At 71.4% G+C, this 26,774-nt stretch carries 27 protein-coding genes; 10 read left to right on the forward strand and 17 right to left on the reverse strand.

Going from position 1 to position 26,774, the window contains the following annotated elements:
• Window positions 1-49: 49 nt before the first annotated feature.
• The 3 genes from F5972_RS33015 to F5972_RS33025 all read right to left on the reverse strand — a co-directional run bounded on the left by F5972_RS33015 (window position 50) and on the right by F5972_RS33025 (window position 3,320).
• Entirely contained in the window at window positions 50-625 is a 576-nt protein-coding gene (locus F5972_RS33015) for a YqgE/AlgH family protein (protein ID WP_150939407.1), read from the reverse strand.
• Window positions 626-731: 106 nt separating this feature from the next.
• Window positions 732-2,141, reverse strand: coding sequence for an NAD-dependent malic enzyme (locus F5972_RS33020; RefSeq protein WP_150939409.1), 1,410 nt, complete (start codon window positions 2,139-2,141; stop codon window positions 732-734).
• 258 nt (window positions 2,142-2,399) lie between these two features.
• On the reverse strand, window positions 2,400-3,320 hold the full coding sequence (locus tag F5972_RS33025) for a tetratricopeptide repeat protein (protein ID WP_150939411.1): 921 nt from the start codon (window positions 3,318-3,320) through the stop codon (window positions 2,400-2,402).
• Between the two features lie 127 nt (window positions 3,321-3,447).
• Here F5972_RS33025 and F5972_RS33030 point away from each other — a divergent pair, with 127 nt between their 5' ends.
• Complete coding sequence (locus F5972_RS33030; protein WP_150939413.1) at window positions 3,448-3,954, forward strand: DinB family protein; 507 nt, start codon at window positions 3,448-3,450, stop codon at window positions 3,952-3,954.
• Window positions 3,955-3,989: 35 nt separating this feature from the next.
• Here the strand turns inward: F5972_RS33030 and F5972_RS33035 are convergent, their stop codons facing one another.
• A complete protein-coding gene (locus F5972_RS33035; protein ID WP_150939415.1) occupies window positions 3,990-5,660 on the reverse strand; it encodes an acyl-CoA mutase large subunit family protein in 1,671 nt (556 codons plus the stop codon).
• A gap of 188 nt (window positions 5,661-5,848) precedes the next feature.
• Here F5972_RS33035 and F5972_RS33040 point away from each other — a divergent pair, with 188 nt between their 5' ends.
• Window positions 5,849-7,576, forward strand: a complete 1,728-nt coding sequence (locus F5972_RS33040; protein WP_225312109.1) for a S8 family serine peptidase — start codon at window positions 5,849-5,851, stop codon at window positions 7,574-7,576.
• Between the two features lie 121 nt (window positions 7,577-7,697).
• Here the strand turns inward: F5972_RS33040 and F5972_RS33045 are convergent, their stop codons facing one another.
• A complete protein-coding gene (locus tag F5972_RS33045) occupies window positions 7,698-8,210 on the reverse strand; it encodes a MarR family transcriptional regulator (protein WP_225312110.1) in 513 nt (170 codons plus the stop codon).
• A gap of 455 nt (window positions 8,211-8,665) precedes the next feature.
• On the opposite strand from F5972_RS33045, the gene F5972_RS33050 reads away from it, so the two are divergent.
• Together F5972_RS33050 and F5972_RS33055 are read left to right on the forward strand one after the other, a co-directional pair.
• Window positions 8,666-10,645, forward strand: a complete 1,980-nt coding sequence (locus tag F5972_RS33050; RefSeq protein WP_150939416.1) for a hypothetical protein — start codon at window positions 8,666-8,668, stop codon at window positions 10,643-10,645.
• Between the two features lie 186 nt (window positions 10,646-10,831).
• Window positions 10,832-11,563, forward strand: a complete 732-nt coding sequence (locus F5972_RS33055; protein ID WP_225312111.1) for a DUF4230 domain-containing protein — start codon at window positions 10,832-10,834, stop codon at window positions 11,561-11,563.
• Window positions 11,564-11,580: 17 nt separating this feature from the next.
• Here the strand turns inward: F5972_RS33055 and meaB are convergent, their stop codons facing one another.
• A complete protein-coding gene (gene meaB / locus F5972_RS33060; RefSeq protein WP_150939418.1) occupies window positions 11,581-12,612 on the reverse strand; it encodes a methylmalonyl Co-A mutase-associated GTPase MeaB in 1,032 nt (343 codons plus the stop codon).
• Between the two features lie 18 nt (window positions 12,613-12,630).
• Window positions 12,631-13,824 (reverse strand): acetyl-CoA C-acetyltransferase, encoded by a 1,194-nt coding sequence (locus tag F5972_RS33065; RefSeq protein WP_150939420.1) that lies wholly within the window; start codon window positions 13,822-13,824, stop codon window positions 12,631-12,633.
• A gap of 94 nt (window positions 13,825-13,918) precedes the next feature.
• Here F5972_RS33065 and mce point away from each other — a divergent pair, with 94 nt between their 5' ends.
• Window positions 13,919-14,341, forward strand: coding sequence for a methylmalonyl-CoA epimerase (gene mce, locus F5972_RS33070; RefSeq protein ID WP_150939422.1), 423 nt, complete (start codon window positions 13,919-13,921; stop codon window positions 14,339-14,341).
• Between the two features lie 184 nt (window positions 14,342-14,525).
• Window positions 14,526-15,827 (forward strand): DivIVA domain-containing protein, encoded by a 1,302-nt coding sequence (locus tag F5972_RS33075; RefSeq protein ID WP_150939424.1) that lies wholly within the window; start codon window positions 14,526-14,528, stop codon window positions 15,825-15,827.
• Window positions 15,828-15,992: 165 nt separating this feature from the next.
• Here F5972_RS33075 and F5972_RS33080 read toward each other — a convergent pair whose 3' ends face one another.
• The 3 genes from F5972_RS33080 to F5972_RS33090 all read right to left on the reverse strand — a co-directional run bounded on the left by F5972_RS33080 (window position 15,993) and on the right by F5972_RS33090 (window position 17,904).
• Complete coding sequence (locus F5972_RS33080; RefSeq protein WP_150939425.1) at window positions 15,993-16,763, reverse strand: alpha/beta fold hydrolase; 771 nt, start codon at window positions 16,761-16,763, stop codon at window positions 15,993-15,995.
• A gap of 97 nt (window positions 16,764-16,860) precedes the next feature.
• Window positions 16,861-17,565, reverse strand: coding sequence for an alpha/beta hydrolase (locus tag F5972_RS33085; RefSeq protein ID WP_150939427.1), 705 nt, complete (start codon window positions 17,563-17,565; stop codon window positions 16,861-16,863).
• A gap of 21 nt (window positions 17,566-17,586) precedes the next feature.
• On the reverse strand, window positions 17,587-17,904 hold the full coding sequence (locus F5972_RS33090; RefSeq protein ID WP_191910433.1) for an ATP/GTP-binding protein: 318 nt from the start codon (window positions 17,902-17,904) through the stop codon (window positions 17,587-17,589).
• 205 nt (window positions 17,905-18,109) lie between these two features.
• Here F5972_RS33090 and nucS point away from each other — a divergent pair, with 205 nt between their 5' ends.
• From nucS to F5972_RS33105, 4 genes are all read left to right on the forward strand, one after another.
• Window positions 18,110-18,784, forward strand: a complete 675-nt coding sequence (gene nucS, locus F5972_RS33095; protein ID WP_150939429.1) for an endonuclease NucS — start codon at window positions 18,110-18,112, stop codon at window positions 18,782-18,784.
• A 439-nt stretch (window positions 18,785-19,223) separates the two neighbouring features.
• The gene (locus F5972_RS33100; RefSeq protein WP_225312112.1) at window positions 19,224-19,685 is read left to right on the forward strand and encodes a TetR/AcrR family transcriptional regulator; all 462 of its coding nucleotides are present in this window, start codon (window positions 19,224-19,226) and stop codon (window positions 19,683-19,685) included.
• Between the two features lie 17 nt (window positions 19,686-19,702).
• The gene (locus F5972_RS39075) at window positions 19,703-19,825 is read left to right on the forward strand and encodes a hypothetical protein (RefSeq protein WP_263641881.1); all 123 of its coding nucleotides are present in this window, start codon (window positions 19,703-19,705) and stop codon (window positions 19,823-19,825) included.
• Between the two features lie 29 nt (window positions 19,826-19,854).
• On the forward strand, window positions 19,855-20,454 hold the full coding sequence (locus F5972_RS33105; RefSeq protein ID WP_150939430.1) for a cob(I)yrinic acid a,c-diamide adenosyltransferase: 600 nt from the start codon (window positions 19,855-19,857) through the stop codon (window positions 20,452-20,454).
• A gap of 24 nt (window positions 20,455-20,478) precedes the next feature.
• Here the strand turns inward: F5972_RS33105 and F5972_RS33110 are convergent, their stop codons facing one another.
• The 7 genes from F5972_RS33110 to F5972_RS33140 form a co-directional block, all read right to left on the reverse strand.
• Window positions 20,479-20,910, reverse strand: coding sequence for a DUF2550 family protein (locus tag F5972_RS33110; RefSeq protein ID WP_150939432.1), 432 nt, complete (start codon window positions 20,908-20,910; stop codon window positions 20,479-20,481).
• A gap of 19 nt (window positions 20,911-20,929) precedes the next feature.
• Window positions 20,930-21,331, reverse strand: a complete 402-nt coding sequence (locus F5972_RS33115) for a F0F1 ATP synthase subunit epsilon (RefSeq protein WP_150939435.1) — start codon at window positions 21,329-21,331, stop codon at window positions 20,930-20,932.
• 71 nt (window positions 21,332-21,402) lie between these two features.
• Window positions 21,403-22,830 (reverse strand): F0F1 ATP synthase subunit beta, encoded by a 1,428-nt coding sequence (gene atpD / locus F5972_RS33120; protein WP_150939437.1) that lies wholly within the window; start codon window positions 22,828-22,830, stop codon window positions 21,403-21,405.
• A gap of 1 nt (window position 22,831) precedes the next feature.
• Window positions 22,832-23,731: a F0F1 ATP synthase subunit gamma gene (locus F5972_RS33125; RefSeq protein ID WP_150939439.1), complete on the reverse strand. Its 900-nt coding sequence runs from the start codon at window positions 23,729-23,731 to the stop codon at window positions 22,832-22,834.
• 3 nt (window positions 23,732-23,734) lie between these two features.
• Window positions 23,735-25,384, reverse strand: a complete 1,650-nt coding sequence (gene atpA, locus F5972_RS33130; protein WP_150939441.1) for a F0F1 ATP synthase subunit alpha — start codon at window positions 25,382-25,384, stop codon at window positions 23,735-23,737.
• 24 nt (window positions 25,385-25,408) lie between these two features.
• Window positions 25,409-26,218 carry a F0F1 ATP synthase subunit delta gene (locus tag F5972_RS33135; RefSeq protein ID WP_150939444.1) on the reverse strand — a complete coding sequence of 270 codons (810 nt, stop codon included), beginning with the start codon at window positions 26,216-26,218 and terminating at the stop codon, window positions 25,409-25,411.
• Window positions 26,218-26,763, reverse strand: a complete 546-nt coding sequence (locus F5972_RS33140; RefSeq protein WP_191910434.1) for a F0F1 ATP synthase subunit B — start codon at window positions 26,761-26,763, stop codon at window positions 26,218-26,220. The genes F5972_RS33135 and F5972_RS33140 overlap by 1 nt, the downstream gene beginning before the upstream one ends.
• Window positions 26,764-26,774: the final 11 nt, after the last annotated feature.

Here is a 26,774-nt window from a genome sequence, read left to right on the forward strand (position 1 = left end):
CGCACCGCGCCCGGCCGTCCGCCATACGGGCCCTGAGAAGGCCGGTGATTCAGTTGAGCATCGGGTCGTCCGGGAACGTGGCGACCAGGGCGAGATCGCCCTTCTGCCGGCGCAGGACGGTGCGCCACAACGCGGAGGGGTCGGGATCGAAGGTGTCCCCCTGCTCCGAGTCGACGACGTACCAGGCGCCCTCCTTCAGCTCGTTCTCCAGCTGCCCCGCCGTCCAGCCCGCGTAGCCCGCGAAGATCCGCATCTGGGAGATCTCCCCCGCCAGGATCTCCGGGGGCGCGTCGAGGTCGACCGTGCCGAGGCGCGACACCGCGGCCCTGCCCTGCAGCCGGCGCCAGCCCAGCGGCTCCTCCCCGCTCAGCACGACGGCGAGCGCGAGCGCGCTGTCCGTCTGCACCGGACCCCCCTCGAACAGCACCGGAGGACCGGTGACCAGAGGGTCCCACGAGGGCAGGACCTGGGTCACCGCGATCTCGCTGGGCCGGTTGAGCACCACGCCCAGGGTGCCGCCGTCCTCGTCGTGCTCCAGGACGAGCACGACGCTACGCCGGAAGTTGGGGTCGTCGAGCAGTGGCGTCGCCACAAGCAAACCGCCGACGTAGATCGCCTCCGCCATACATCCCATCATGAGGGAGGAATGCGAATTCGTGTACGTCGCCCCCGGTTTGCCGCGGCATGTGACCCACCGCGACCGGAGCGTCGCCGTCGGTTCCGGGCGCCGGTCAGGCCTCCGTGAAGCCGCGCGGCCTGCCCCCGGCCGACTCCCGTACGGCGGCCGCCACCGCGTTGGCCACGTCGGGGTGGAAGACGCTGGGGATGATGTAGTTGGGCCCGAGTTCCTCGGGGCTCACCACCGCGGCCAGCGCGCGGGCCGCCGCGAGCAGCATCTCCGGAGTCACGCCGTCCGCCTGCGCGTCGAGCAGCCCGCGGAACACGCCCGGGAACGCCAGCACGTTGTTGATCTGGTTGGGGTAGTCGGACCGGCCGGTCGCCACGACCGCCGCGTGCTCGCGGGCGTCGTCCGGGGAGACCTCGGGCTCGGGGTTGGCCAGCGCGAACACCACGGCGTCCCGGGCCATCGCCGCGACGTCGTCCCCGGTGAGGATCCCGGGGGCGGAGACGCCGATGAAGACGTCGGCGCCCTTGACCGCGCCGCGCAGGTCGCCGCCGTACCCGTCGGCGTTGGTGTGCTCGGCGATCCACCGGAGCGAGTCGTCGAGGTCGTCGCGCCCGAGGTGGACCGCGCCCCGGTAGTCGCAGACGACGACGTTGCGCGCTCCGGCGTCCAGCAGCAGGCGCAGCACCGCGGTGCCCGCCGCGCCCGCCCCGGCCATCGCGATCCGCACCTCGGAGATCTCCTTGCGGACCACCTTCAGCGCGTTCGTCAGCGCGGCGAGCACGCAGATGGCGGTGCCGTGCTGGTCGTCGTGGAAGACCGGGATGTCGAGCAGTTCGCGCAGCCGCCGCTCGACCTCGAAACAGCGCGGCGCGGAGATGTCCTCCAGGTTGATGCCGCCGAACCCCGGCGCGATGGCCCGCACGGCCGCGACGATCTCGTCCACGTCCTGGGTGTCGAGGCAGATGGGCCAGGCGTCGATGCCGGCGAACCGTTTGAACAGGGCGGCCTTGCCCTCCATCACCGGCAACGCGGCGGCGGGGCCGATGTTGCCGAGCCCGAGGACGGCGGAGCCGTCGGTGACGACCGCGACCGAGTTGCGCTTGATGGTGAGGCGGCGGGCGTCCTCCGGATTGCGCGCGATCGCCAGGCTGACCCGCGCCACACCGGGGGTGTAGGCCATCGACAGCTCGTCGCGGTTGCGCAGGGGGACCTTGGACTGCATCTCGATCTTCCCGCCGAGGTGCATGAGGAAGGTGCGGTCGGAGACCTTGTGGATGGCCACGTCCTCGACCGCGCCGAGGCTGTCCACGATCGCCTGGACGTGGTCGGCGTCCTTGGCCGCGCACGTCACGTCGATGCGGAGTTTCTCGTGCCCGGCGTTGGTCACGTCGAGGGCGGTCACCACGCCGCCCGCGTTCTCCACCGCGTGGGTCAGCAGGCTGACGGCCTTGCCTCCCGCGGGCACCTCGAGGCGCACAGTGATCGAGTAGGAAACGCTGGGCACGGTGGCCACGTCTATCCGCTCCTTTGCGGGGTGGTGCCTGGCCGCGCCCGCCCGGCTGCTCGCGTACGCGCGGCCTCCGCGTGGCGGTCACGCTCTCGCACCCCGGCGTGGCGGCACATGAGTGTTTCCATCGTGCCATCTCCGGCCGGGTGTTTCAGCCCACGGCCGGGGCGCCGCTCGGCGCCGCCTCAAGTCCGCACGCGGCGAGAACGGGACGGCGCCGTGACGCCGTCCCGCCGGGCTCCGGAACGGCTCCCGGAACGGCTCTCAGAACAGGGCGTTGGCGAGGGCCCTGCGCGACCGTACGACCGAGGGGTCGTCGCCGGGCAGCGCGTCGAACAGCCCGAGCAGGTGCACCCGGACCCGGTCCCTGTCGCCGCCGCGCGTACGCCGCACGAGCCCGATGAGCCGGTCGTACGCCTCGTCCACCCGCCCGCTCACCATTTCGAGGTCGGCGGCCTGGAGCTGGAGGTCGATGTCGTCGGAGGCGTCCGCGGCCCGCCGGAGCACGTCGGCCTCGTCGAGGTCCTGGGTGCGGCGCAGCAGGCCGACCCCGGCGAGCCCGATCTTCGCGCCCTCGTCCGAGGGCGACCTGGCCAGCAGGCGCTGGTAGGCGGCGGCCGCCGCGTCCAGGTCGCCCTTCTCCACGGCCTGCTCCGCCGCCAGAAGCTCGGGGTCGACCGGCGGCTCGTCCGCCGCGTCCGCGTCCGCGGGCGCGCCCGCCTCGACGCCGAGCTGCTCGAACACCTGCGAGAGCGCCTGCCGGAGCTGCGCCTCCGGCAGCGGGCCCTCGAACAGGGGCATGAGCTGCCCCTGGAAGGCCAGGTAGACGGTGGGCACCGCGCGCATCCGCAGGGCCTGGGCGAGCTGCGGCTCGGCCTCCACGTCGACGCGGGCCAGCAGCCACGCGCCCGCCGCCTCGGCGGCCAGCTTGTCCATCACCCCGCTGAACTGCTGGACCTGCTCGGCCCGGCGCATCGTCGCCTCGACGATCACGGGCACGCTCAGCGAGCGCTCCACCACGTCGGCGTTGAAGGTGGCCGAGGTCACCTCGATGACGGCCGCCGAGGAGGCGGCTCCGGACGGTCCGGCGGCCTCACGCCGCGCCTGGGCGTCGAGTGCCTGCTTGCGCGCGCCGAGGTCCACGGCGCCGTAGAGCGATCCAGGTCGAGAGAACTCCGCTGCCATACCCCCAATCCTGCCGTACTCTTCCGCGTGATCCGTGCCATCCCCGCCGCCTTCCTCGCGATCGGGTGGACCCGGCGCCCGCCATAGGGTGAACGGCGCACGACCGCCGCATCGGAGGGAGCAGGAAATGGCAGTGGAACGCATCGGCCCGCCGAGCGTCGCCGGCGAGCGGGAGATGCTGCGCGCGTTCCTCGACTACCACAGGGCCACGCTCGCGCTGAAGTGCGAGGGCCTGTCCGACGAGGAGCTGCGCCGCAGGTCGATGCCGCCTTCGACGCTCTCGCTGCTCGGCCTGGTCAGGCACATGGCCGAGGTCGAGCGCACATGGTTCCGCCGGGTGATCGGCGGGGAGGACGTGCCGCTCGTCTGGTCGGAGGAAGGCGACTACCAGGCGGCGTACGACGCGAGCGGGTCCACCGGCGCGGAGGCGTTCGCCGCCTGGCAGGCGGAGGTCGAGCACTCCCGCCGGATCGAGCGGGCGGCCGAGTCGCTCGACGTCACCGCCTACCAGCCCCGATGGGACGAGGAGGTGTCGCTGCGGCTGGTGATGCTGCACATGATGCACGAGTACGCCCGGCACAACGGCCACGCCGACTTCCTGCGCGAGGGCGTCGACGGGACCGTGGGCGTCTGAGACCGGGCCGCCGCACTCAGGCGGGCCGGAAGCGTCTAGAAGGCGGCCGGCTCGGAGTAGGTGCCCCACTCCTCGCGCAGAACGTCGCAGATCTCGCCCAGGGTGGCCTCGGCCCTGGCCGCCTCCAGCATCGGCACGATCATGTTCTCGGTCGTCCTCGACGCGCTCCGCAGGGCGGCCAGCGCCGCGTCCACCGCCTTGCGGTCGCGCGCCGCGCGCCGCTCGGCGAGCACCCGGCGCTGCTCGGCCTCGACCTCGTGGCTGATCCGGAGGATCTCCAGCGGCTCCTCCACCGTCGAGGTGTGGCAGTTGACGCCGACGATCCGCTTGTCGCCCTTCTCCAGCTTGCGCTGGTAGTCGAAGGCCGACTCGGCGATCTCCGACATGAACCAGCCGTCCTCGATGCCCCGCAGGATGCCGGCGGTCATCGTGCCGCCGCCGCCCATCTCGCGGATCCTGGCGAAGATCTCCTCCGCCTCGGCCTCCAGCCGGTCGGTCAGCGCCTCCACGTACCAGGATCCGCCGAGCGGGTCGACCACGTTGACGACCTCGGTCTCCTCCATGATCACCTGCTGGGTGCGCAGCGCGATCTCGGCGGCCTTCTCCGACGGCAGCGCGAGCACCTCGTCCAGCGCGTTGGTGTGCAGCGAGTTGGTGCCGCCGAGCACGGCCGCCAGCGCCTCGACGGCGGTACGCACGATGTTGTTGTCCGGCTGCTGCGCGGTCAGCGACACCCCGGCCGTCTGGGTGTGGAAGCGCAGCCACTGCGCCTTCTCCGTACGGGCGCCGTACACGTCGCGCATCCAGCGGGCCCAGATGCGGCGCGCGGCGCGGAACTTGGCGATCTCCTCGAAGAAGTCGATGTGCGCGTCGAAGAAGAACGAGAGCCCCGGGGCGAAGACGTCCACGTCGAGTCCGCGCGACAGGCCGAGCTCGACGTAGCCGAACCCGTCGGCGAGCGTGAAGGCCAGCTCCTGCGCGGCCGTGGACCCGGCCTCGCGGATGTGGTAGCCCGACACCGACAGCGGCTTGTACGCGGGGATCTCGGCGGCGCAGAACTCCATGAGGTCGCCGATCAGCCGCAGATGCGGCTCCGGGGCGAAGAGCCACTCCTTCTGCGCGATGTACTCCTTGAAGATGTCCGTCTGGAGCGTGCCGTTGAGCTTCCCCACCGGCACGCCCTGCCGTTCGGCCGCGACCACGTACATGCAGAAGATCGGCACGGCCGGCCCGCTGATGGTCATCGACGTGGTCACGTCGCCGAGCGGGATGCCGTCGAACAGCAGGTCCATGTCGAGGGCGGAGTCGACCGCGACGCCGCAGTGGCCCACCTCGCCGAGGGAGCGCGGGTCGTCGGAGTCGCGGCCCATCAGCGTCGGCATGTCGAACGCCACCGACAGGCCGCCGCCCCCGGCGCCGAGGATCATCTTGTAGCGCTCGTTGGTCTGCCGGGCGTTGCCGAACCCGGCGAACTGCCGGATCGTCCAGGGACGGCCGCGGTAGCCGGTGGCGTACAGGCCGCGGGTGAAGGGGAACTCCCCCGGCCAGCCGATGCGCCCGAACCTGGGGTCGGTGCCGGGCGGGCCGTAGACGGGGTCCACCTCCAGCCCCGACAGGGTCCGGAACTCGCGGTCGCGCTTGAAGGCGGCGTCGTACCGCGCCTGCCAGCGGGCCCGGCCCGCCTCGATCGGCTCATCCGGCTGCATGCGTCCTCCCCGGTCGTGACTCCTCTCCGAATACTAGGACGTCCTAGTAATCTCGGCCACCATCGTCCGACTCCCCGGTTCCACCAAGGTCACGTCACACGTTGGTCGCGAAATCCAACAGGTCTTTGACAGCGCGCGGAAATCTCCAAATATGGTCACCGCCCTTGAAGGTCCACACGGAGGTGGATGTGAACCGCTTGACAGTCGTCGCCGCGACCGCGGCGATGGTGGCGGCAACCCTCGCCGTACCCGCGCAGGCCGCACCGACGGCCGCCGGATCGGCGACGCAGACCGAATACGTGGTGTTGTACAAGGAAGGCACGTCCGCGGCGGACGCCCAAAAGGCGATCGAGGCCGCGGGCGGCACCGTGGTGAAGGTGAACACCGAGGTCGGCGTGGCCACGGTCAGCAGCACGAACGCCGGCTTCGCCAACGCCCTCGCCGGGGCGGCGGCCATCGAGGGCGTCGCGCCCAACCGGGTGATCGGCAGCGCGCCCGACGACGCCAAGGCGTCCGCCGCGCGGAAGGCCCCCTCGCGGGCGGCCAGGAACCGGGGCGTCGAGAGGGAGGGCCGGGGCGGCAAGGGTCCCAAGTGGGGGCGCAACGTCAAGGACGAGCCGCTCGCCGACCTGCAGTGGGACATGAAGCAGATCCACGCGGACGAGGCGCACAAGTACGAGCAGGGTGACAAGCGCGTCCTCGTCGGCATCCTCGACACCGGCGTCGACGGCTCGCACCCCGACATCGCGCCCAACTTCGACCGGCGGCTGAGCCGGAACTTCACCGTCGACCTGCCCGCGGACGCCAACGGCGACAACATCGACGGGAAGTGCGAGGACGACCCCGACGGGTCCTGCACCGACCCGAACGACGTGGACGAGGACGGCCACGGCACCCACGTCGCCTCGTCGATCGCCTCCCCCATCAACAAGCTGGGCATCTCGGGCGTCGCGCCCAAGGTGACGATCGTGAACCTGCGGGCCGGCCAGGACTCGGGCTACTTCTTCCTCCAGCCGACCGTCGACGCCCTCACGTACGCGGGCGACATCGGCGTCGACGTGGTCAACATGAGCTACTACATCGACCCGTGGCTGTTCAACTGCGCCGACAACCCTGCCGACAGCCCCGAGGAGCAGGCGCAGCAGCGGCTCTACATCGCCGCCACCCAGCGGGCGATCGACTACGCGCACGCGCACGGGGTGACGCTGGTCGCCGCGGCCGGCAACGAGGCGATCGACTACACCAAGACCAACGTCGACGCGGTCAGCCCCGACTACGCCAGCTTCCCGGGTCAGGCGGCCAGGACCCGGACCATCCCCGCGTCCTGCGTCTCGCTGCCGGCCGAGGCCGAGCACGTGATCTCGGTGTCCTCCACCGGCATCAGCAAGCGAAAGGCCTACTACTCCAGCTACGGCAACGGCTACATCGACGTGGCCTCGCCCGGCGGCGACGTCTACGACACCCCCGGCAACACGCGGGACGTCAGCAAGGCCACCCTGTCCGCGTACCCCAAGGCGCTCGCCGTGGCCAACGGCGAGATCGACGCGAACGGCGACCCCACCGTCGACTACGTGGTGAAGGACTGCAAGGGCTCGACCTGCGCCTACTACCAGTACCTGCAGGGCACCTCGATGGCCTCGCCGCGCGCGGCCGGCGTCGCGGCGCTGATCGTCAGCCGGTACGGCCGGCATGACCGGGCCCACGGCGGCCTGACCCTGGACCCGGACAGGGTCGAGGCGATCCTCAAGGGCACGGCGACCAGGACGGCCTGCCCGAGCCCGCCCGCCTTCACCTACACCCGCAACCTGCCGAGCGGCACCACGGTGACCGCCACGCACGTCTGCGAGGGCACCGCGGGCAGCAACGGCTTCTACGGCAAGGGCATCGTCGACGCCCTCCACGCCGTCGGCCGCTGACTACCGCGGAGCGGTGGCGCACCTGTGACGCGCGGGCGCGCCGCCGCTCCACCTTCGGGCCCCGGCCGCGCGACAGCGGCCGGGGCCCGCTCACGCCGGGGGGCCCGGCCAGGGGCCGCGGTCAGGGACTGAAGTCGCCCGCGGCGACCCGGAGCGTCCGGAGCAGGCCGAACATCTCGCCCAGTTCGGCGTCGTCGTACATGCCCAGGCAGAAACCGGCGTTCATCAGGTCGTCCGTGGCCCGCCGTACGAGGTCCCGGCCCTCGCCGGTGATCTCGGCGAGCACCCCGCGGCCGTCGCGCGGGTTGCGCATGCGCCGCACCAGCCCGGCGCGCTCAAGCCGGTCGACCGTGTTGGTGACGCTCGTGGGATGCACCATCAGCCGCTCGCCGATCTTCGACAACGGCAGCGCTCCCGACCGGCTGAACGTCAGCAGCACGAGCGCCTCGTACCTGGCGAAGGTCAGGTCGTACGGCTTGAGCAGCGTGTCCAGTTGCGCCAGCAGGATCTGATGGGCTCTCATGATCGAAGTCACGGCGGCCATGGCGGACGACGGCCCGAAGGTCGCGCGCCAGGTCTCGGCGGCCCGCTCGATCGGGTCGAACGGGAGCTTGAGCGGCCGGGGACCGGTCACGGACGGTGGCTCTGAGCTGGGCGGAACGGACACAGCGATATACGGTAGCGCGGCTCCGGCCATGATCGTCCGGGGCACCCAGCGTAACCGGATCGAGTCCTTGACCCCAGAACTCCCCCCGGCAGGGTCACGCTCCGTTATGGTTGCCATCGTCGAAAGGTGAGGCGGCGGCAAACCCGGCGGCACGGGGAACCCCGTCTGCTACCGGGTGTCACAGGATCTCGCCGCAGGGGAAGCGGCCGGCTGTCGGCCGGCCGCGGCGGACGACGGGATCCGGGGACACCCGCACGGAGCAGGCGAGGCGAGGCCGGCCGGAGGACCAGCGCCACGGGGAACGGCGCGGGTTCGCACACCGCTCACGCAGACACGGGGGAGATTCTCAATGGGCAGCACTGCTGTCCCGGCGCCGCATGCGCGCCGGACTTCGACGGCGTGGCCGGTGGCCGCGCCCGGCTGTGGGTGAGCACAGGGGCGGTTCACGCGGAGAGCTGAAACACGGCGCGCTGGTCGCGGGGACCGTGCTGCTCGTGCTCGGGCTCGTCGCCGCGTGGAGCGTCCTGATTCCCGGTTTCATGGACTGGGACGAGATAGTGGCGGCCGTCATCGGCTCGCTGCGGCTGACAGGGCCGGTCGGCGCCGCGTTCGCGGCGTGGGTGGCGCTGCGCAGGCGCCGCGCCGAGCACGGCCGTGTCCTGACGCCCTGGCGGGCCGCCAGGGCGCCGTTGTCGATCATCGCGGTCGTGACCGGGTCCTTCGGGGCGACCGTCCTGCTGCTCGGCCTGCGCGCCGCGCTGACCGGGCAGGGCGGCGCGCTGCTGCCCGGCGGCCTCGCCATGTCCGTCGCGGGCCTGGGGTTGTACGTGATGGTCGGCTGGATACTGGGCTGGCTCCTGCCGGTCACCGTCGTCCCGCTGCTCGCGGGAGCGGGCACGTACGGCGTCTTCACCCTGCTGGCGACCGGGCCCAACTGGGCCGGCCGGCTCATCCCCGCCGCCCGGCAGCCGTACGAGCTGCTCACGGTCGGCGCGACCTCCTACGCGGACCAGGCGCTCTGGCTGGTGGGGCTCAGCGCCGCGCTGTTCCTCGGGTGGGTCGCCCTGGTGACCGGACGGACGCTGGCGCTGGCCGCCGCGGCGATCGCCGTCCTGGCGGCGGGGACGGGCGCGGCCCGGCTGGTGAGCGAGCCGCGGACCACGCTGGCGAGCGAGCGCTACGCCTGCCAGGAGTGGCCCATCACCGTGTGCGTGCGTCCGGCGCTGCGCGCGGGGCTGACCGACCTCGCGGGCATGTTCACGATGCTCGCGGCGCGGCTGGCCGGGACCCCGGCCGCCTTCAAACGGGTCGAGCAGCGCGCGCCCGGCGAGGGCGGGCCGGTGGCTCCGGGGGTCGTGGTCGTCCACCTGGGCGATCTCGGCGCAGGGTACGCCCAGCGGGCCGCCACCGAGTTCCTCGACGGGCTGGCCCGCCCCTGCTCCGGGGTGGCCGCGGAGGGCTACCGGGCGATCGTCGTCGCCTGGCTGCGCAACGATCCGCTGCCTCCCGGAGCGATTCCAGAGCAGCACGCCGCCGCCCTGTGGTTCTCGGAACTGACCGACGCCCAGCGGCACGACTGGCTGCGGCTGTTCTACTCCGACTTCGTCTCCTGCGGCCTGCAGGCCAGGCACTTCGGTGGGGGTACCCGGCCCGTGAACCCCGCGGTGACTCCTTATCCCGTCAATCCCACCCCGGCGGATCCGGCCGGGCACCCCGGGGCGACGCCGTCCGCCGGCGCGCCCGTCCCCACCGGTGAACCCGGAGCCTCAGGCACAGGCCCGGTCGGTGCGGGCCCCGCGGACGGCGCCGGCCAGGGCGGTGCCGGTTCGGCGGGTCCGGGCGGTGCCGCCGATGCCGCCGGCGCCGGCGGTTCCGGCGGGCAAGTGCCGCCCGGCGAGCCCGCCGGCCCCGGTGAAGGCCCTCCGCCCGGCACCGCCGGATCTCCCCGCCTGCGGCCCGGCCCCTGGAACGGAGGCTCCGCCGCCGAAGGCGCACAACCAGGCCTCCCCGGGGACACCGCCTCCGGGCGGCAGGGCCGGACGCACGACGGAATACGGAACGAGAGGGGTCCCGGCGGGCGGCGAACCGACGTCGGCGGGACCGGCGGACGCGGAACCGACGGTCAGGGAGCAAATGGGCAGGGAGCAAATGGGCAGGGAGCAGGTGGACACGGAACGGGCGACGCGCCGGGCCGCGCTCCAGGGCACGCCGAGCGACGCGGCGTGGTGGAACACGTCCCCGGCCCCGGCCGTGACGACCGGCGCACGGGCGACGACTCCGGCCGCGGCGGCACCGGCACCGGCACCCGTGACACAGGCAGCCGCGACACCGGCAGTCACGACACCGGCCAGGACGCTCCCCAGGTGACGGACGTGCCCGCCGCCCTCCTCGCACCCTCCTGAGTCAGGCCGGGTCCGGCCCGGGTCCGGCCTGGCTCCTGGACGAAGCCGCCTGACCGCCGCACGGTCAGGCGGCTCGTTCTGGTTGGGGCGGGCCGAAGACGGGGTTTCGGAGAGCCGAAGACCGGTGAAAAGAGGAATCGATCTTGCCGGGCGTGAGATCGCCGAAATACCGGGAAGATTCCACCCGTGGACCGACAGACACGTCCCTCCTTCGCGCCGGCCGACACCGGCCCCGGGGCAGACGCCGCGACCGACGCCACGACGGGCGCCGGGACACCCGTTCGCCGCCGGGGGCGCGGCTGGCGGGTGCTCGCCGGTCTGCTCCTCGTAATCGTCCTGCTGGTCGTCGGCGCCCGCCTGACCTGGTCCTGGATCGACCCGCTGGGCGACCAGACCATCGACAGGAGCGGGCCCGCTCTGCTGCGGTCGGTGCAGAACCTGAGCCGCTTCGAGGCCGCGACCGGCGAGTTCCAGGTCATCGTCGACCTGGAGAAGGACGCGAAGTTCCTCCCCGACGCCATCAAGGGCAGCCGGACGCTGTTCGTCGGAGCCGGCAGCGTCGACGCGTACGTGGAGTTCTCGGGCCTGCCGAAGGACGCGCTCACGGTCTCCCCCGACCGCAAGGCGGTGACCGTACGGCTGCCGCACGCGGAACTGGAGAAGCCGAACCTCGACAACAAGCGGTCGTACGTGTTCGCGCAGGAGCGGGGCATCTTCGACCGCATCTCCGACCTGCTGTCGTCGTCGCCGCAGAACCAGCAGGAGCTGTACGTCCTGGCCGAACGCAAGATCGGTGACGCCGCCGCCGCCAGCGACCTGCGCTCCAGGGCCGACCAGAACACCAAGGCCATGCTGGAGGGCATGCTGAAGTCGCTCGGCTTCACCACCGTCACGATCAAGTACACCGGCGAGCCCTGACCCGTACGGCCCGCCTGTCAGCGCAGCGCGGCGAGGAGGTCGTCGGCGGCGGTGTAGGGGTCGGTCCCCGCGTCGAGCAGCCGCGCGGCCAGCGCGTCCAGGCGGTCGCCGTGCAGCCCGGCGAAGCGGGAGCGGAGCCTGGCGAGCGCGATGGCCTCGATCTCGTCGCGGGCGCGGGCCAGCCGCCGCCTGCGCCCCTCACCCGACTCGTCCAGGTACGCCTGGTGCTTGTCGAGCGCGGCCGTCAGATCGTCGGCGCCCTCTGCTCTGGACGCGACCGTCGTGACGATCGGGGGACGCCACGGCGGCTCGGCGAGCCCCGTCATGTTCCGCAGCTCGCGCACCGTCGCCTGGACGCCGTCCCGGTCGGCCTTGTTCACGACCAGCACGTCGGCGACCTCCAGGATGCCCGCCTTCGCGGCCTGCACGCCGTCACCCATGCCGGGGGCGAGAATGACGACGGTGGTGTCCGCCAGCCGGGCGACGTCCACCTCGGCCTGGCCGACGCCGACCGTCTCGACGAGGATCACGTCGCAGCCGGCGGCCTCCAGCACCCGCAGCGCCTGCGGCGTGGCCCACGCGAGCCCGCCCAGGTGGCCCCGGCTGGACATGCTGCGGATGAAGACCTCCGGATCGGTCGCGTGCTCCTGCATCCGCACGCGGTCGCCGAGCAGCGCGCCGCCGGTGAACGGGCTGGACGGATCGACCGCCAGCACCCCCACCCTGCTGCCCCGTCTGCGGAACGCCCGGATGAGCATGCCGGTGGAGGTCGACTTGCCGACGCCGGGGGCGCCGGTCAGGCCGATCACCCGGGCGGTGTACGGCCGGGCCGCGCCGGTGGCGAGGTCGGCCATGACCTCGCGCAGGACACGGTTCGCTCCCTGCGGCTCCGCTTCGCCTTCACCACCGGCACGCGCGGCGTTCCCAGCGGCGTTCCCTGTGGAGTACTCCGCGATGTTCTCCGCGGCGTTCTCGACGAGCGAGATCAGCCGGGCCACCGCCCTCGGCCGTCCCAGCCGCACCTGGGCGGCCAGCTCCCGGACGTCCACGTTCGCTCCGTTCCCCGGTCAGGCCCCGGGCGCGGGCACCCGGATGATCAGCGCGTCGCCCTGGCCGCCGCCGCCGCACAGCCCGGCCGCGCCGAGGCCGCCGCCGCGCCTGCGCAGCTCGTGGGCCAGGGTCAGCACGATGCGGGCGCCGGACGCGCCGATCGGGTGGCCGAGCGCGATGCCGCCGCCGTTGACGTTGACCTTGTCGAGCGGGACGCCGAGCTCCTTCACCGACTGCAGCACGACCTGGGCGAACGCCTCGTTGATCTCCAGCAGGTCGAGGTCGTCCACGCCGATCCCCTGCTTGGCCAGCGCCTGGCCGATCGCGTTGGCGGGCTGCGACTGGAGCGAGTTGTCCGGCCCGGCCACATTGCCGTGCGCGCCGATCTCGGCCAGCCACTCGAGGCCCAGCTCCTCGGCCTTGGCTCGCGACATCACGACGACGGCGACGGCGCCGTCGGAGATCTGCGAGGCGGACCCGGCCGTGATCGTGCCGTCCTCGGTGAACGCCGGCCGCAGCTTCGCCAGGGACTCCGCCGTGGTGTCCCCGCGGATGCCCTCGTCGGCCGAGAACAGGACCGGCTCCCCCTTCCGCTGCGGCAGCGTCACCGGGACGATCTCATCGTCGAACAGGCCCTTCTCGGTGGCCTCGGCGGCGCGCTGGTGCGAGCGCGCGGAGAAGGCGTCCTGCTCCTCGCGGGTCAGGCCGAGCCTCGCGTTGTGGCGCTCGGTGGACTCCCCCATCGCGACCTGGTCGAACGCGTCGGTCAGGCCGTCGTACGCCGTCGAGTCCAGGATCCCGGCGCCGCCGTACTTCACGCCCTTGCGCAGGCCGGGCAGCAGGTGCGGGGCGTTCGTCATCGACTCCATGCCGCCCGCGACCACGACGTCGAACTCGCCCGCACGGATGAGCTGGTCGGCCAGCGCGATCGCGTCCAGCCCGGAGAGGCAGACCTTGTTGATGGTGAGGGAGGGCACGGTCATGGGGATTCCGGCCTTCACCGCGGCCTGGCGGGAGGGGAGCTGCCCGGAGCCCGCCTGGAGCACCTGACCCATGATCACGTACTGGACCTGGTCCGGGGAGACGCCCGCTCGCTCCAGCGCCGCTTTTATCGCGATTCCGCCCAGCTCGACGGCCGACAGGCCGGACAGTGAGCCGAGTAGGCGTCCGATGGGCGTGCGTGCTCCGGCGACGATGACGGAACCAGACATTTCGAGACCCTCCACTGCGAGATCAGGGCAACGGTGTCACCATACCCAGGAGTAGTTGGGTCGCCCGGATGCGGGCGCGGCGAAGGGACCTGCGATGCTCCTGCGAATCGACCACGTGGGCGTGGCCTGCCACAACCTCGAAGAGAAGATCGAGTTCTACGAGTCGGTCTTCGGGCTGACCGTCGTCAGCCGGGAGGTGAACGAGGAGCAGGGCGTCCGGGAGGCGATGCTGCACGTCGCCGACGGCGACCAGGGCGCGTCGTACGTCCAGCTCCTCGAACCGCTGCACCCCGACACAGCCGTGGGCAAGTTCCTCGCCAAGCGGGGCGAGGGCGTGCATCATATCGGGTACGGCGTGGCGGACGTCACCAAAGCCCTGGAGGAAATAGGAGCGAAGGGCGTACGCCTGGTCGACGAGCGGCCCAGGCACGGCTCGATGGGAGCTTCGATCGCGTTTCTGCATCCCAAGGACGTGGGAGGGGTTCTCACCGAGCTTGTCGAGTCGTCCAAGCGTTAAGTAAACGCAAGAAACGTTCATACGTAACAAGTCGCGCAGAAAGTCGGAGGGGGCCGCCAACGCGGCAGTACCGGAGTACGCTGGCGTTCATCACCGGACGTGGATGCCAATGCCGGCTCCTCGCCTCGGAACCGACCCCCCCGTCCGGCCCCTGTAGCCGTCTCGACAACCAGGATCGAGCCTCATGCAGTCCGACATCGACGCCCAGCTCAACAACTTCTTCGAGGATGCCCCTTCCCGCGAATTCGACGTGGTGCTCCGGGGTTATGACCGGCACCAGGTCCACGACCACCTGAAGACGCTCGACACCGAACTGCGTCAGGCCAAGGAGCAGGTCAGCGGGCTTCAGCGGGAGCTCTCCGACTCCCAGCGCCAGCTCCAGGAGCAGGAGCGCCCCACCTACTCGGGTCTCGGCGCCCGCATCGAGCAGCTGCTGCGGCTGGCGGAGGAGCAGGCCACCGAGCTGGTGCAGGCGGCCAGGTCGGAGGCGAACGAGATCCGCGCCGCCGCCAAGGTGGACGCCGCAGACCTGCGGGCGGCGGCGGAGAACGAGGCGGCGGAGAAGCGGGCGCTGGCCACTCGCGAGGCCGAGGAGATGCGCAGCACCGCCGACCGCGACGCCGAGGAGATCCGCTCCACCGCGCGGCGCGAGTCCGACGAGCTGACCGCGACGACCGAGCGCGAGGTCGCGAAGATCCGCGCCACCGCCGACCACGAGGTCGCCGAGAAGCGGGCCGACGCCGAGCGGGAGATCGCCAAGCTGCGCACCACGACCGAGCGCGAGGTCGCCCAGCTGCGGGCGTCGACCAAGCGCGAGCGCGACGAGGTGCTCACCACGGCCAAGCGCCAGGCGGACGAGATGCGGGCGCAGGCGCAGCGGATCCTCGAGGAGTCGGAGGCCAAGCGGGCCCAGGACGAGGCGGAGTTCGAGATCCAGCTCGCCGCCCGGCGCGAGGACGCCGAGCGCCAGGAGGCCGAGCGGCACGCCACAGCCCAGGCCAACACCCAGAAGCTGGTCGCCGAGGCCGAGCAGCGCGCCGCCACCGCCGAGCAGCGGGCCGCCAAGGCCACGCAGCAGGCCGAGCAGACCCGCCGCGAGGCCGACACCCACGCCAAGCAGCTGCTGGCCAACGCGCGCAAGAACGCCGACCAGCTCGTGGCGGAGGCCAAGACCAGCGCCGACACGATAGTGACCGACGCCAAGAACGAGGCCGAGCGCACCCGTACGGCGATGCAGCGCCAGGTGGACGAGCTCACCCGCCAGCGCGACAGCATCACCAGCCACCTCGCCCAGCTCCGTCAGCTGCTCGGCGGCGCCCCGCTGCCGGGCATGGAGGCGGAGCCGGCCCCGGTCACCGCGGCCCCGGCGAAGCCCGCCCTGTCGGCCGCTCCACCCATCGCGGACAAGCCGGTCGTGTCCGCCGCGCCGGCGGAGCCGATCAGCTCGACCAAGAGCGACGACGACTCGGAGTGGTGGCAGGAGTAGATCACCGGCACATTCGGGGAGTCCGCCGAGGCCGTGCGACGGCCGGGCGACAGTGACGGCTAGGAGCGGGGCCCGGCGATCATCGCCGGGCCCCGCTCCGCGTCACCAGGGCGTCACGCGATGGGAGTCACGCGCGGGCCGGGCTCTCACCGGGGCGGACGGCGATCAGGGCGCGAGGGATTTGACGAACTCGGCGACGACGCGGTTGAACGCCTCGGGCTGCTCGATGGCGGACAGGTGGCCCGCCTTCTCGATGACGGCGAGCCGCGCCTCAGGGACGGCCTCCGCCATCGCCCGCGCGTCCGCGAGCGGCGAGATCTCGTCCTCGTCGCCCACGACCACCAGCGCGGGCACCGTCAGGGACCGGAGCGTGCCGAACGCGTCGGGCCGGGCTCCCATCGCCCGCTGGGCCCAGGCGACCGCCGCGGGGGGCGCCGCCTGCATGAGCCCGCGGACCCTCCCGAGGACCATTCCCCTGCGCTCCCTGGTGGTCGCGCCGACCAGCGTGGGCAGCCCGTCGAGCAGGACGCCGGTGTCGCCCGCCAGGACGGCTTCGGCGATCCGCTCCCGGTTGGCCCGCACCGGCTCCGGGTCGGCCTGCGCCTTGGTGTCGGCGAGGATCACCCCGAGCACCCGCTCGGGATGGCGGCGGCACAGCGCCATGGTCACGTAGCCGCCCATCGACTGGCCGCCGACCACCGCGCGGTCGACGCCCTCCTCGTCGAGCAGCCGCACGACGTCGTCGGCCATCGCGTCGACCGAGGGCTCGTCGTCGCCGAGGAGCGTGCCGCCGAAGCCGCGCAGGTCAGGAGTGATCACGCGGCAGAAGGGCGCGAGTCCCTCCCGCTGGGCGAGCCACATCGCCGAGGACAGCGGAAACGCGTGGAGCAGGACGACAGGCAGGCCGCTTCCTGCGGATCGCGAGTAGAGCTGCATCAGCTCACGGTAACGCGCGGCACACCTCCGGCCGCCCTTCGTCACCGATTCGCGACCTGGCGCGACCACACGCCGCGGCGCACGCGCGGGCGGCGGGTCACACGGTGGTGGGCAGGGGCGCGGCGGCGGGGTTCAGGCGCTTGACGACCTCGTCGAGCACGACGCGCACGTACGGCTCGCCGACCCACAGGTGCTTGGCCCCCTCGACGCCGATGACCTCGGCCTGCGGCGCCGCGGCGAACCGCCGTGCGGCCTCCTCTGGGCGCAGGTAGTCGTCCAGCTCGGGAACCAGGGCCACCAGCGGGCGGCCGAACTCGCCCCAGGCGGCGACGTCCTCGTCCCCGGCCCGCTTCAGCGGCGGCGACAGCAGGATCGCGCCCCGTACGAGCGGGTCGCGGCCCCACCGCAACGCGAGCTCGGTGCCGAACGACCAGCCGAGCAGCCACGGGTTCGGCAGGTCGTGGAAGTCGGCGTACTCCAGGGCGGCGGCCACGTCCCACCGCTCCCCCTCGCCCTCGTCGAACGCCCCCTGCGAGGTGCCCCGGTCGGAGGTCGTGCCGCGCGTGTTGAAGCGCAGCACGGCGATGCCGGCGAGCGCGGGCAGCCGGTACGACGCCTTGCGCAGCACGTGGCTGTCCATCATGCCGCCGTGGGTGGGCAGGGGGTGCAGGCAGACCAGCGTGGCGGCGGGCGGCCCGGTCTCGGGCAGCGCCAGCTCGCCGACGAGGGTCAGCCCGTCCGCCGTGTGCAGCTCGATGTCCTCGCGCCGGGCAGGCAGCACCGTGGAGGCCCTGATGTCCATTCCCACCTCGTATACGTCGTGTCAGTAGCGGCTGCGGCCCGGGCCCCGGTTGACCCGGTTGCGCCAGCACGCGGTGTGCCAGTGCCGCCGCTCGTCCTCTCCCCCGGACCACGCCGGCCAGCTCACCACGTGCGGGAGCCCCGGCGTGATCTCCTGCTCGCAGCCCGGGCACCGGTACGCCTTGCCCTGGGTGGCCCCGGAGACGTTGCGCACGACCCATTCCCCGTCCGGCGCGCTCTCCACGCGGTCCACACCCGAGACCGAGGCGCCGACCGGGCGTGCCGCACGGCCGTCCGGGCGTTCGAACGGGCCGCGGCGGCGGGCACGGCGGGGGCTCACGACGGACGTCCTTCCGGGGAGTTCATGTCAGGCGGAACGGGAGATCCCGCACCATTCTTCCAGCACCGGTTCACCTTCGTACGCCGGGATGCTCGTCACACCGGTCAAGCCCGGCGGCGGGGCGGTCACGCGAACACGTCGCGCGCCGGCGGACAGTGCCGCAGAACGGCTCCGGCTCTCCGGAAGCCCGATAGGGTTGACGCTCATGCGGCTGGTCATCGCGCGGTGCAGCGTCGATTACGTGGGACGGCTGACGGCTCACCTTCCCATGGCGCCCCGGCTCATCCTGATGAAGGCGGACGGCAGCGTGTCCATCCACGCCGACGACCGGGCGTTCAAGCCACTCAACTGGATGAACCCGCCCTGCAAGGTCCGCGAGGAGACGATCGACGGCGTCCTCACCTGGTCGGTGGTGCACGGCAAGACCGGCGAGAAGCTGGTGCTGACCATCGAGGAGGTCCTGCACGACTCCAGCCACGAGCTCGGCGTCGATCCGGGGCTGCGCAAGGACGGCGTCGAGGCGCACCTGCAGGAGCTGCTGGCCGAGCACATCACCACGCTCGGGGACGGCTGGACGCTGGTGCGCCGGGAGTACATGACCGCCATCGGGCCGGTGGACATCCTCTGCCGCGACCATCTCGGCGGTGCTGTGGCGGTGGAGATCAAGCGGCGCGGCGACATCGACGGCGTGGAGCAGCTCACCCGCTATCTCGAACTGCTCAACCGCGACCCGCGCCTGGCGCCCGTGAAGGGAATCTTCGCCGCCCAGGAGATCAAGCCGCAGGCGCGCGTGCTCGCCGCCGACCGCGGCATCGACTGCGTCACGCTCGACTACGACGGCCTGCGCGGCATCGAGCCGGAGAACCCCACGCTTTTCTAGACTCTTTCTAGAGCCTCCCTAGACTCTTTCCAGCGAACCGGGGAGACCGGTGCCAGGATCCTCCGCGCGCACACCCCGGCTCGCCCCGGGCCTGGTCGGCCCAGGTAGGAGGGGTGAAGGGCGTGCGAAGGGCCCGGTCTCGGAACGCATCCCCGCGCGGTACGCGGCGGGCCTCGGCCGCCGTTCGCCGCCGTGCTGACGACCGCCTCGCCCCCGCGCGGCCCGAAATCGCAGATGCAATTGCATCTGTACCGGTTCACACCTATTGCTAATAGTCGTGATGATTGATGCTTATGTCAAGCCATTCGGCCGGTTTAGCATGTTCCTAAATCAGCTAATTCCCAGCACTTCCACTAAAAGGATCTTGCGTTCATAATGGGGAGTTCTGGGGGACTATGAGAGCGCGAGGTGAAGAGTGGCGGGACGGGACTATCGGGGGATGTCGGCTGCCGAAAGGCTGGCAGACAGGCGGGAACGGCTCATAACAGCCGCCTACTCCTTGTTCGCTCACCCCGGCTTCCACTCCACCACCATCGAGCGGCTCTGCGCGACCGCGCGTATCTCCAACCGCGCCTTCTACGAATGCTTCTCCAGCCGCGAGGACCTGATGCGGGCGGTTTATGACCGGTGCATCGAGGAGACTCTGGCCTCGGTGGGCGAGGCCATCGAGAAGGCCCCGCCCACACTCGACGACCGCATCGTCGCGGGTATCGCCGAGTATGTCCGCTTCGTCACCGCGGACACGCGGCGCGCCCGGGTGATGCACCTGGAGGTACGGCGAGCCGGCAACGTCTTGAGCGGGGCCCGGCAGCAGGCCGTGGCCGCCTTCACCAAAATCATCGAGAGCTCGGCGCGGGCCGCACGCCTCCCCTTGACCTCCACCTGCTGGCGCTCGGGCTGATCGGCGCGATCACCGAGTTGCTGATCGAGTGGGTGCTGAGCGACCCCACCCCGCCCACCGACGAACTCGTGGAGGCCTGCGTGTTCATCTTCCGCCGCACCTTCGCGGCGGACGGAACCCAGACGGCCTCCGCTTACTGAGTCGGCGGACGGCGGCTACGCTGAGCGGCATGACCCGAGCCGACAACGACAGTCCGGTCGTACTGTCCAAGATCTACACCCGTACGGGGGACGACGGCACGACCTCCCTCGGCGACATGAGCCGCACCCGCAAGACCGATGCCCGCCTGGCCGCGTACGCCGACGTCGAGGAGGCCAACGCGGCGATCGGGGTCGCCCTGTCCACCGGCGGCCTGCCGCAGGACGTGGTGGCGGTGCTGGGCAGGGTGCAGAACGAGTTGTTCGACGTGGGCGCGGACCTGTGCAATCCCGTCGCGGACGATCCCGCGGGGATGGAGTACGTCCCGCTGCGGGTGGAGGAGTCCTACATCGCCTGGCTCGAAGAGCAGTGCGACCGCTTCAACGCGACCCTCAAGCCGCTGCGCAGTTTCATCCTGCCCGGCGGGGCCCCCGCCACGGCCTTCCTCCACCTCGCCCGCACGGTCGTCCGCCGGGCCGAGCGGATGGCCTGGGCGGCGCTGGAGGCGCACGACGACGTCAATCCCCTGACGGCCAAGTATCTGAACCGCCTGTCGGACCTGATGTTCATCCTGTGCCGGGTGGCCTCCGCCGGCGACGACGTCCTCTGGAAGCCCGGCGCCACCCGCTGAGAGCAATCGAGGGGCGCGGCAATTCTAAGCGGCGTCGAGGTGGGCGCTGGGCGGGGCGGATTCGAGCCAGGCGAGGAAGCCGGTCAGGGCGTCCTCGCTCATCGCCAGGCACAGCGGGCCGGCCATGACGGGCCGGGTGGCGCTCGCCGCCGAGCGGTCCGCCGAGCAGACGACGGTCCAGTAGCCGGCGGGCCCCTCCCCCGAGCCGAGCATCCTCCGGCTGGAAACCGTGAGGCCGCGCCTCGCGATCGCGTGGCGCGGCCTCAGGCCGAGTCCCAGGAACGGGATCCAGTGCAGTTCTCCCCCTACGTAGCGGGCGACCCCGCTTTTCCAGCCTCCCCGGCGGTCGCGTACCCGGCACACGATCGTGCCCCGGGCCCGGGCCAGGACGAAGCCCCGGAGGACGAGGAGTGCGAGCACGGCGACAACGCCCGTGAGAACCTCAAGCGCCGCCACTGCCGCCTCCTCTGCCGTATCAGACCTCTTCGCCGGCGGCCCGCAGCCGGGCAGCCGCGCGCCTGGCCTTGTGCCGCGCGTCCGCGTCCTCCTGGTCGGCCTCGATCGAGGCCTGCGCACGCTGCAACGCGTCCTTGGCCCGTGCGACGTCGACCTCGGAGCCGAGCTCGGCCTTCTCCGCCAGGATCGACACGTCGTTGTTGGCGACGGAGATGAACCCGCCGTGCACCGCCGCGACGAGGTCGGCGCCGCCGTCACGCTTGACGCGCAGCACCCCGCCCTCGACGAGGACACCGAGCACAGGAGCGTGTTCCGGCATAATACCGATCTCGCCGTCCACGGTCTTGGCAATGACCATGTCGGCCTCGCCCGTCCAGAGCTCACGTTCCGGCGAGACGACGCCCACGCGAAGCTTTGCCACTTCTCAGCTCCCTTTCGACGGACGCCTGCACGGCCCGGCGGAAGCCGGGCCGTGCAGGCGCCGAAGGTGTCCTAGCGCTCGAGTTCCTTAGCCTTGGCGATGGCCTGCTCGATGCCACCGACCATGAAGAAGGCCTGCTCGGGCAGGTGGTCGTACTCGCCGGCGCACAGCCCCTTGAAGGAGGCGATGGTCTCGTCCAGCGGGACGAACTCGCCCGGCTGGCCGGTGAACGCCTCGGCGGCGTACATCGGGTGGGACAGGAACCGCTCGATGCGGCGCGCCCGCTGAACGGTGACCCTGTCCTCTTCGGAGAGTTCGTCGATGCCCAGGATGGCGATGATGTCCTGCAGTTCCTTGTACTTCTGCAGGATCCGCTTGGTCTCCTGGGCGACCGCGTAGTGCTCGTCACCGATGATCTGCGGGTCGAGGATCCGCGAGGAGGAGTCGAGCGGGTCCACCGCGGGGTAGATGCCCTTCTCCGAGATCGGCCGGGACAGAACGGTCTGCGCGTCGAGGTGCGCGAACGCGTTGTGCGGGGCCGGGTCGGTGATGTCGTCCGCGGGCACGTAGATCGCCTGCATGGAGGTGATCGAGTGACCGCGGGTGGAGGTGATGCGCTCCTGGAGCACGCCCATCTCGTCGGCGAGGGTCGGCTGGTAACCCACGGCGGACGGCATACGGCCGAGCAGCGTGGAGACCTCCGAGCCCGCCTGGGTGAAGCGGAAGATGTTGTCGATGAACAGCAGCACGTCCTGCTTCTGCACGTCGCGGAAGTACTCCGCCATGGTCAGAGCCGACAGCGCCACCCGCAGACGGGTGCCCGGGGGCTCGTCCATCTGGCCGAAGACGAGGGCGGTGTCCTTGAGGACGTCCGCCTCCTCCATCTCCAGCCACAGGTCGTTGCCCTCACGGGTGCGCTCGCCGACGCCCGCGAACACCGAGGTGCCCGAGAACTTCAGCGCGACGCGGCGGATCATCTCCTGGATCAGAACGGTCTTGCCGACGCCCGCGCCGCCGAACAGACCGATCTTGCCGCCCTTCACGTACGGCGTGAGCAGGTCGATGACCTTGATGCCGGTGGGCAGCATCTCCGTACGGGCCTCGAGCTGGTCGAAGGCCGGGGCCGGACGGTGGATCGGCCACCGCTCGCTGATCTGGATGGTGGCCTTGTCCGCGTCGAGCGGCTCGCCGAGGGCGTTCCACACGTGGCCCTTGACGGAGTCGCCGACCGGCACCGAGATCGCGACGCCCGTGTCGGTGACGGCCGCGCCGCGGACCAGACCGTCGGTGGGCTGCATGGAGATGGCCCGGACGATGTTGTCGCCGAGGTGCTGGGCGACCTCCAGCGTCAGGGTCTTGGTCTCGCCGGCGAGAGCGACGTCGACGGTGAGGGCGTTGTAGATGTCCGGCATGGCCTCGACGGGGAACTCCACGTCGACGACCGGACCGGTGACGCGGGCGACACGGCCCACGGTGGTCTCAACAGTCTGTGCGGTCATTTCACTCTTTCCCCGCTGCGGCGTCAGCCAGCGCGTTCGCGCCACCGACGATCTCGCTGATTTCCTGGGTGATCTCGGCCTGGCGCGCCTGGTTCATCTGCTGGGTGAACACGCGGATGAGTTCGTTGGCGTTGTCGGTGGCCGACTTCATCGCACGGCGCCGGGCGGCGTGCTCGGACGCGGCCGACTGGAGCAGCGCGTTGTAGATACGCGACTCGATGTACCGCGGCAGCAGCGTGTCGAGCACATCACCGGCCGTCGGCTCGAACTCGTAGTACGGCGGGATGCCCTCCGAGGGCGTCTCCGTCTCCTCGACCTCGAGCGGCAGGATCCGCTTGACGATCACGTTCTGCGTCAGCATCGAGACGAACCCGGTGTAGACGACGTGGATCTCGTCGATCCCGTCCTCCACCTTGAACGACTGGATGAGCGCGTCGGCGATCTCCTTGGCGTTGGCGTACGACGGGTTGTCGGAGAAGCCGTCCCACTCGCCGAACATCTCCCGGCTGCGGAAACGGTGCCAGGTGAGGCCCTTGCGGCCCACGACGTACGGCTTCACGGTCAGGCCGCGTCCGGTCAGGTGGCCCTTCAGCGCCTCGGCCTCACGGAGGATGTTGGCGTTGTAGCCGCCCGCGAAGCCGCGGTCGCTGGTGACGATCAGGACGCCCGCGCTGGCGGGCTGCTCCTTGGCCACCGTGAGCGGGTGGTCGACGCCCGCGGTGTGCGTCAGGACCGCCGACACCGCGTGCGTGATCTCCCGCTCGTACGGCACGGCGGCCTGCATCCGCTGCTGCGCCTTGACGATGCGCGACGAGGCGATCAGCTCCTGCGCGCGGGTGATCTTCGCGGTGGACTTGACCGACCTGATCCGCCGCCGCAGCTGTCGAAGCTGGGCACCCATGGGTTACTTCGCCTCGGCCTTGCGGACGTGCCTGACGACCTTCTCCTGGCCGACCTGGCTGGCGTCCAGCGCCTCCACCGGCTCGTCCCTGACGAGCAGCTCGCCGCTGGAGGTGGTGAAGCCCTTCTTGAACTCCGTGATGGCGTCCTTGAGAGCGGTCACCGTGTCGTCCGCCAGCTCCCGGGTCTCCCGGATGCTGTCGAAGACACCCTTCTGGGCGGACCCGAGGTAGTCGAGGAACTCGGCCTCGAAGCGGCGGATGTCCTCGATCGGCACGTCGTCCAGCTCGCCGGTGGTGCCGGCCCAGACCGAGACGACCTGCTTCTCGACCGGGAACGGGCTGTACTGCGGCTGCTTCAGCAGCTCGACCAGGCGGGCGCCACGCTCCAGCTGGGCGCGGGAGGCCGCGTCCAGGTCGGAGGCGAAGGCCGCGAAGGCCTCCAGGTCGCGGTACTGCGACAGCGACAGACGGAGCGTGCCGGCCACCTTGCGCATGGCCTTGACCTGGGCGGAGCCGCCGACTCGGGAGACCGAGACACCGACGTTGATCGCCGGGCGGACACCGGCGTTGAACAGGTCGGTCTCCAGGAAGCACTGGCCGTCGGTGATGGAGATGACGTTGGTCGGGATGAACGCCGACACGTCGTTGCCCTTGGTCTCGATGATCGGCAGACCGGTCATCGAGCCGCCGCCCATGTCGGCAGAGAGCTTGGCGCAGCGCTCCAGCAGACGCGAGTGGAGGTAGAAGACGTCGCCGGGGAACGCCTCACGGCCCGGCGGACGGCGCAGCAGCAGCGACACGGCGCGGTAGGCGTCGGCCTGCTTGGTCAGGTCGTCGAAGACGATCAGGACGTGCTTGCCCTGGTACATCCAGTGCTGGCCGATGGCCGAACCGGTGTACGGGGCGATGTACTTGTAGCCCGCCGGGTCGGACGCGGGAGCGGCGACGATGGTGGTGTACTCCATCGCGCCCGCCTCCTCCAGACGCCCGCGGACCTGGGCGATCGTGGAGCCCTTCTGGCCGACGGCGACGTAGATGCAGCGAACCTGGCGGTTCGGGTCGCCGGAGAGCCAGTTCTCCTTCTGGTTGAGGATGGTGTCGACCGCGATCGCGGTCTTGCCGGTGCCACGGTCGCCGATGATCAGCTGGCGCTGGCCGCGGCCGATCGGCGTCATGGCGTCGATCGCCTTGAGGCCGGTCTGCAGCGGCTCCTTCACCGGCTGGCGCTGGACGACCGAGGGGGCCTGCAGCTCCAGGGCGCGGCGCGCCTCGGCCTGGATCGCGCCCTTGCCGTCGAGCGGGTTGCCCAGGGGGTCGACCACCCGGCCGAGGAAGTCGTCGCCGACCGGCACCGACAGGACCTCGCCGGTCCGCCGGACCTGCTGGCCCTCCTCGATGCCGCTGAAGTCGCCCAGGACGACCGTGCCGATCTCGCGCACGTCGAGGTTCAGCGCCAGGCCGCGGGTGCCGTTCTCGAACTCCAGCAGCTCGTTCGCCATCGCCGAGGGCAGACCGGAGACATGGGCGATGCCGTCGCCGGCGTCGACGACGGTCCCGATCTCCTCGCGCGCTGCACCTTCCGGCTCGTACGCCTGGACGAAGCGCTCAAGGGCGTCCCGGATCTCGTCCGGCCGGATCGTAAGCTCCGCCATCTCTTTCTTGTCTCCCTATTCGCCTCAGCCGGCCAACCGGCGGCGGACTTCTTCGATACGTCCGGCGATCGTGGTGTCGATGTAGTCGTCTCCGACCCTCACGGAGAACCCACCGAGCACCTTCGGGTCCACCTCGACGTTCAGGTGGACGTCTCGCCCGTAGGTGACTCGCAGCCAGGCCGCGAGCCGCTGCTTCTGCTGCTGCGTGAGCGGGACCGCGCTGCGGACCACGCCGACGAGGCGCTCGCGCGACCGCGCGACGATCCAGCCGAACTGCTCCAGCGCCGTCTCCAGGCTACGTCCTCGCGGGTGCACAACCGCCTGCGTGACGAGCCGTACGGTGGAGGGCGCGGCCTTTCCGCCGAGCAGCGTGGTGAGCAGGCCGCTCTTGCGCTCGGCCGGGATGGCCGGGTCGCTGAGCGCGCGCCGCAGCTGCGGGTTGGCGGCGAGGATGCGGCCGAAGCGGAACAGCTCGTCCTCGACGTCGTCGAGCCGGCGCTCCGACTCGGCCTCCGCGGCGGCGGACATCACGCCGACGCGCTCCAGGGCGTCCGGCAGGTCGCCGGCCCTGGACCACCTGGCGCTGACCGCGGCGGCCGCGATCTCCGCGGTGGCGTCGCCGACCTTGCCCGCCAGCAGGGAGCGCAGCACGCTCTCCTTCTGCCCCGCCGGGCGGGAGGCGTCCGAAAGCCCCCGCCGCAGCCCGTGCTCACGGTCGAACAGGTCGGCGACGGCGAACAGCTCCTCGGCGAGGGCACCGAGGTCGGCCGCCGCGGCGGCGGTGTTGAACCGCTCCTCGACCTCCGCGAGGGCGGTCCTGCTGAGGCCGCGCATCAGCGGACCGCCTCCGGACGCGCCTCGAGCTCCTCGAGGAACCGGTCGACGACGCGGCGCTGGCGGGCCTCGTCCTCCAGCGACTCGCCGACGATCCGGCTCGCCAGCTCGGTGGACAGGCGCCCGATCTCACCGCGCAGCTGGGTCAGCGCCTGCTGGCGGTCGGCCTCGATCTGCGCGTGAGCGGTCTCGATGATGCGCCGCGCCTCGGCCTGGGCCTCGTCGCGAAGCTCGGCCTTGATAGCGGCGCCCTGCTCCCGGGCCTCCTCGCGCAGGCGGGCCGCCTCCTGGCGGGCCTCCGCGAGCTGGGCCCGGTACTGCTCCAGGGTGCGCTGGGCTTCGGCCTGGGCGTCCTCGGCCTTCTTGATGCCGCCCTCGATCACCTCGGTCCGCTCGGCCAGCGTCTTCTGGATGCGCGGGGTGAGGATCTTTCCGACGACGAGGAAGACGACGAGGAAGGCGAAGCTGCCGACGACCAGCTCGTAAACGTGCGGCTTGAGGGGGTTGTTCGCCTCAGCCGCAAGGATGGTAGCTGCCATAGTCATAGGTGCAGCCT

This window comes from Microbispora cellulosiformans, assembly GCF_008728085.1.
Taxonomy (GTDB): Bacteria; Actinomycetota; Actinomycetes; order Streptosporangiales; family Streptosporangiaceae; genus Microbispora; species Microbispora amethystogenes.

What these genes read in the sequence shown, in the direction of transcription:
- F5972_RS33135 (WP_150939444.1), bottom strand. Translation starts at nt 26,218, where the DNA reads ATGCGCGGCCTCAGCAGGACCGCCCTCGCGGAGGTCGAGGAGCGGTTC.
- F5972_RS33035 (WP_150939415.1), bottom strand. Translation starts at nt 5,660, where the DNA reads ATGCAGCCGGATGAGCCGATCGAGGCGGGCCGGGCCCGCTGGCAGGCG.
- F5972_RS33085 (WP_150939427.1), bottom strand. Translation starts at nt 17,565, where the DNA reads ATGGACATCAGGGCCTCCACGGTGCTGCCTGCCCGGCGCGAGGACATC.
- atpD (WP_150939437.1), bottom strand. Translation starts at nt 22,830, where the DNA reads ATGACCGCACAGACTGTTGAGACCACCGTGGGCCGTGTCGCCCGCGTC.
- F5972_RS33080 (WP_150939425.1), bottom strand. Translation starts at nt 16,763, where the DNA reads ATGCAGCTCTACTCGCGATCCGCAGGAAGCGGCCTGCCTGTCGTCCTG.
- nucS (WP_150939429.1), top strand. Translation starts at nt 18,110, where the DNA reads ATGCGGCTGGTCATCGCGCGGTGCAGCGTCGATTACGTGGGACGGCTG.
- F5972_RS33140 (WP_191910434.1), bottom strand. Translation starts at nt 26,763, where the DNA reads ATGACTATGGCAGCTACCATCCTTGCGGCTGAGGCGAACAACCCCCTC.
- F5972_RS33125 (WP_150939439.1), bottom strand. Translation starts at nt 23,731, where the DNA reads ATGGGTGCCCAGCTTCGACAGCTGCGGCGGCGGATCAGGTCGGTCAAG.
- mce (WP_150939422.1), top strand. Translation starts at nt 13,919, where the DNA reads ATGCTCCTGCGAATCGACCACGTGGGCGTGGCCTGCCACAACCTCGAA.
- F5972_RS33075 (WP_150939424.1), top strand. Translation starts at nt 14,526, where the DNA reads ATGCAGTCCGACATCGACGCCCAGCTCAACAACTTCTTCGAGGATGCC.
- F5972_RS33025 (WP_150939411.1), bottom strand. Translation starts at nt 3,320, where the DNA reads ATGGCAGCGGAGTTCTCTCGACCTGGATCGCTCTACGGCGCCGTGGAC.
- atpA (WP_150939441.1), bottom strand. Translation starts at nt 25,384, where the DNA reads ATGGCGGAGCTTACGATCCGGCCGGACGAGATCCGGGACGCCCTTGAG.
- F5972_RS33065 (WP_150939420.1), bottom strand. Translation starts at nt 13,824, where the DNA reads ATGTCTGGTTCCGTCATCGTCGCCGGAGCACGCACGCCCATCGGACGC.
- F5972_RS33015 (WP_150939407.1), bottom strand. Translation starts at nt 625, where the DNA reads ATGGCGGAGGCGATCTACGTCGGCGGTTTGCTTGTGGCGACGCCACTG.
- F5972_RS33100 (WP_225312112.1), top strand. Translation starts at nt 19,224, where the DNA reads ATGTCGGCTGCCGAAAGGCTGGCAGACAGGCGGGAACGGCTCATAACA.
- F5972_RS33030 (WP_150939413.1), top strand. Translation starts at nt 3,448, where the DNA reads ATGGCAGTGGAACGCATCGGCCCGCCGAGCGTCGCCGGCGAGCGGGAG.
- F5972_RS33105 (WP_150939430.1), top strand. Translation starts at nt 19,855, where the DNA reads ATGACCCGAGCCGACAACGACAGTCCGGTCGTACTGTCCAAGATCTAC.